Genomic DNA, 4407 nt, shown 5'->3' with positions numbered 1-4407 from the left:
CGCAAAACTCGATCCGTTTCTTGTTCGTTAAATCCCACGTTATTACGTTTAGTAGGCTGCAATAACATTGAAGGATTATTTGGTTGTCTTTGTCGCTCTCTGTCATATAGATCGCGTTGGGGCATACGTGGCAAGCTGCTGGCAATGTCGGATAGTTTACGCACCGATGAACCATGTCTGTGTCGGTTAATATTTCGGAGAATATTCTCTTTCCATCTGTTCTGTTTTCGATTGCCCTGATTGTTGTTTTCGCCTTTGTTATCAATTTGTGGGTTTCCGCAAAGCTGATCATGGCTATTCCTTTTTAATAACCTATCTAAATGAATCGCCTTTGATAGATTTTTTCTATCCCTGACGATGGGGGGCTGATTGTTTCTTATAATCTCTCTATTTCTTTCACCTCGAATAGAACGTAAACCTCCTTTCTCCATTTCTTTGGCAACATAACCAACATGTATTTGGGGAACTCTTTGTATCCCTTGGTCACTTAATGACAAATGAGAAACACGCTCATTAAAATTATTTTCTTCTAATGCCTTATTACAATGAGTAGCCCATACTTCACGGGCTTCAATAAGATCATTTTTTCGACCAAGTAGCCCATGCTGTTTTCTTTTCGTATCAGACCATTCCCTTGCAACTTTATCGCCTAACAGATCACCATCAGTTGATCTTGTTGTTGTCATAATATGAGCATGGGGATTGTCTGAATCTATTTGATGAACACATACGTCAACAGCAACATTATGTCGCTCATATATCCACGTTGAATAATCGAGAACCAGCGATATCTTTTCATCATTAGAGAGTTCTTTTGGTATTGCAATTTCATACTCTCTCGCAACGGTTGCATCCTTTCTTTTCTCTGCTTTTTCTGCCTTATTCCAAAGACTAGAACGATCACCATTCCAACCAATTAAAGCAGTAAAATCGACTGCCTTTTTTCTTGTGTAGTCATGGATAATCTCGGTTCTTTCATCTTTGATTTTTTCAGCAGAACGATAAGCAGAAGATGCACAAGAAGATTGTCCTGCCGATCTACAGATTGGTTTAACACTACAATGGTAAATCGCCATGCTCTTTGCTTCTCTGCTCTTTTTTCACGAAGTGAAACGCGCGACTTGGTACAAGTCCTAAGTGCGCCCTTATTACATTACGGGATAGTGTAATAAGTCTTGCTGCAATGATAAAATACCGCTTTTAAAAATAGAGATCTTCATCATGGAAAATAAATTAACTAAATTAGAAAAAATAACAAAACAGATTGAAGCATTACAAGCAAAGGCTAATGCTGAAAAAAATCGTGAACGTGAAAAATTAAGAAAAGAAGAAACGCGAAAAAAAATATTAATAGGTGCTATGGTTCTTGATGGCATGAGTAAGAATCAAGATTACCAATCAAACATTCTCAAAAATCTTGATAAATATCTAACAGCAGAAAGAGATAGAAAGCTCTTTAATCTAACACCTACCAATAAAAATGATGATGAGGAGTAAGACATGGAAAAAACTCTAGATTTCACGCCTGATGAAATTTTAGAAATTTTACAAAAAGCTCATCAAGAAAAAGGCTCTCGTCTATCTAAAAAGGAAAAAAGCCAAGCAATAAAAGCCGCTAGAATAAAAACATTAGCGATAGAAAAAGCCTTTGATGATCGAAAAAAAGCGAGGATAGCATTGGATAAAAAGAAAATGATACAACGTGAAAAGGCTGAAAAAGGTCAAGCATTTAGTTGGTCATCAAGTGTTAATCGACCAGTTAGATAGTAAAAGATGAATATATCCTTATCCATTTTAAGTGCGGACATATCCGCACTTAAAAATACCGTCACGATGGACGGTATTTAACAGTTAATCTATTTATGCGTACTAACAAATATTACAAAATAATAAAATCGAAATCATCAGAATGGTGAGGAATGCTTTCTATCTGATAAATAAAATCATCTATGCTACAGTTTGGTGAAATTTGATACTTAGATAAGTCATACTTCCACCACTGAAGTTGCAATAATCTGTTAATAATATCTTGAGAATAACGATAACGAATTATCGTCGCAGGAACTCCTCCAACAATAGAATATGGATCTACATCCTTAGTTACGATAGATCCACAAGCAATAATAGCTCCATCCCCAATAGTTACTCCTCTTTTAAAAGTAACGCCTTCTCCAACCCAAACATCATTTCCAATATGAACACTCTTTGTTTTAGGTGAAAAATCTATTTGTTTAAATAAGTTTTTATATTTTTTGTTATACGTAACTATTGAGGTAGTGAAACGATCAAGTGGATGTTCATCACCCATTATCTGTACATTACAAGCAATAGAGCAATATCTTCCTATTGAAGATGTTTCAGATAACTCAGAATATGTATAAGAATACCCTCCAATAGAATGCAATCGACTTGAGTTCAAAATAGAACTATGAATTTCGATTTTTATAGGTTGTTCTGGCAACGTAAATCTTCGAAATAAATCTTTGTTTTTTAAAGTTATATTGTATTTTTTTGCTTTTAAATGTGTAGGTAGTTGATATAGTTTTCGTGACATAAATAATAGAAAAAGTTGATTATAATTAAAGATAATATTAAGTGTAAAACTGATGTGACCAAAATACCCGTTAAATTACCCATAGAAACGATTTTAAGACCATAAATACCTATCACTCGACACCTAGTATGACTTTTCTCTGAAAACAGCCCTATTTAACAGTATCCATCTAACGCGCACTACGCGATCATCGTTCAGCGGAAATCACTAAAAAAGCCGGTATTTTGATAGGTATTATTAGGCTTAATCTGTTTAAAAGTGACGTTGTTATTTTGTTATCAGTGTTACTAGATCCCAAAAATCCAGTTTGACCGATATTTATTACGAATTGACAGGAAAAGAATGTTTTCTGAGTTCGAATACGTGGTCCTGGTTAATCGAGGTACGAGATTATCCAAGACCACGTATCGACAAGCGTAGCGCGTCAGTAATGGAGGGTTGTCTCATGTGGAAAAGTAGGACAGGCAAGCTGCCCTAACTTTACACACAATCGCCAATTTAACATCGAGAGAGCTTTTAGTTTTCGCTCCGCTATCAACAACAAGTTTCTTTTTTGTTTTTCTTCTTAACTTAAAGTGTGTTGTAGATATGCTGATTCTGAGAGAGGTTGAGCCAAATTCCCATAGCAGCAGCTTTCCTTAGGACTCTTCAGTCATAAGAATGCTGCTACTTCGGAAGAAGAATATGCCGACACCGAGCCGAGTATATCGCTTACATTCCCTATAGGTACTAACCATGTCCTATAGCCTCAAGCCTCCCCAATGGTATAGGGTCAATCAGCAACTTGAGCCTCGCGTGTCGTCCTACAACTGAGATAACATTCTAGTGTCAGTGCTCTTTAAGTTGCTCGCTCACGAGTGCAGTGTTTTAAGTGGTGTGTTTGATTGAATGTCCACAACGAAGTGGGCTTTCCTCCTTCTCACCCGAATCACGCCAATATTACCCGAAGCATTTCCCAAAATTGTATGTTGACCCCCGCCTGCTTCCGCTTGTGTAAAACAAACCTCGGATGGCGAGAACTCTCTCGCTGACCCTAACAGATACGTCGTCGTGTGAGCAGCCTTCTCACCGCTCCCAATTTTGGTGGGTATAAAATAATATAGCGAGATGTAGTGGGAATACTTGAAGATCTAATGTGATATGGCTATCATAGTAGGACTTAACGAGGTCTGAAAATCGTTTTTAGTATTCCGAAATAGGCTACCCTGCAAGGTAGCCTTTTTTCTCATCTGGGATAAGATACTACTCTCCAAATCTTATCTTCTCAAGCATATGATTTCATTTTTCAACAAAATGATAACCATCCAACACTTTGAAAATACTGACTTTAATTATACTTTTTTCTCTGGCGCATCATGTGGTTTCATCAACAAAACCTACTTAGATAATTGATATAGCTAATAAAACCCTTTATCTTCGCCCTGCTTTTTTGGTCATATAACCGACAAAATCACATCGTAAATCCACGTATAATTTCTACTTTTTCAACTTCTTTTAATTCAGAATTCAGCGTTTTAAATCGAGGCATCTCCCCAAAAGTCTTCTTCAATGGGATTTCACCACGCTGTAAATCATCAAAATCAACTCTCAATAATATTTTATCACTGCTTTGAATAGCTTTAAGTTGAGTATTCGTAACAACATCTAATGGCATTTTACCGTTAATGGTCATGCTCAATGTTTGATTAGCTTTATTGTATTTATACTTGATATCGAAAGTACCTAACTGTTCGCTGCTCTCTCTCCGTCGCAAAACTCGATCCGTTTCTTGTTCGTTAAATCCCACGTTATTACGTTTAGTAGGCTGCAATAACATTGAAGGATTATTTGGTTGTCTTTGTCGCTCTCTGTCA

The 4407-nt window shown here is 36.6% G+C and carries 5 protein-coding genes; 2 read left to right on the top strand and 3 right to left on the bottom strand.

Translation table 11 applies throughout. The features are described from left to right. Window positions 1-1076 (bottom strand): MobA/MobL family protein (locus tag CIK00_RS20890; RefSeq protein WP_167388592.1); only part of this gene is annotated, 1076 nt, incomplete at its 3' end. A 145-nt stretch (window positions 1077-1221) separates the two neighbouring features. Here CIK00_RS20890 and CIK00_RS20885 point away from each other — a divergent pair. Next, on the top strand, window positions 1222-1497 hold the full coding sequence (locus tag CIK00_RS20885) for a hypothetical protein (RefSeq protein ID WP_101770442.1): 276 nt from the start codon (window positions 1222-1224) through the stop codon (window positions 1495-1497). A 3-nt stretch (window positions 1498-1500) separates the two neighbouring features. Further along, window positions 1501-1767 (top strand): DUF3811 domain-containing protein, encoded by a 267-nt coding sequence (locus CIK00_RS20880; protein ID WP_101770441.1) that lies wholly within the window; start codon window positions 1501-1503, stop codon window positions 1765-1767. 112 nt (window positions 1768-1879) lie between these two features. Here CIK00_RS20880 and CIK00_RS20875 read toward each other — a convergent pair whose 3' ends face one another. Continuing rightward, on the bottom strand, window positions 1880-2461 hold the full coding sequence (locus tag CIK00_RS20875) for a CatB-related O-acetyltransferase (RefSeq protein WP_167388591.1): 582 nt from the start codon (window positions 2459-2461) through the stop codon (window positions 1880-1882). A gap of 1543 nt (window positions 2462-4004) precedes the next feature. Further along, window positions 4005-4407 (bottom strand): hypothetical protein (locus CIK00_RS20870; protein ID WP_233426590.1); only part of this gene is annotated, 403 nt, incomplete at its 5' end.

The organism is Photobacterium carnosum (assembly GCF_002849605.1).
Lineage (GTDB): Bacteria > Pseudomonadota > Gammaproteobacteria > Enterobacterales > Vibrionaceae > Photobacterium > Photobacterium carnosum.
The sequence above is the reverse complement of the archived record's forward strand: the minus strand, read 5'-3'. Positions and strand labels throughout refer to the sequence as shown.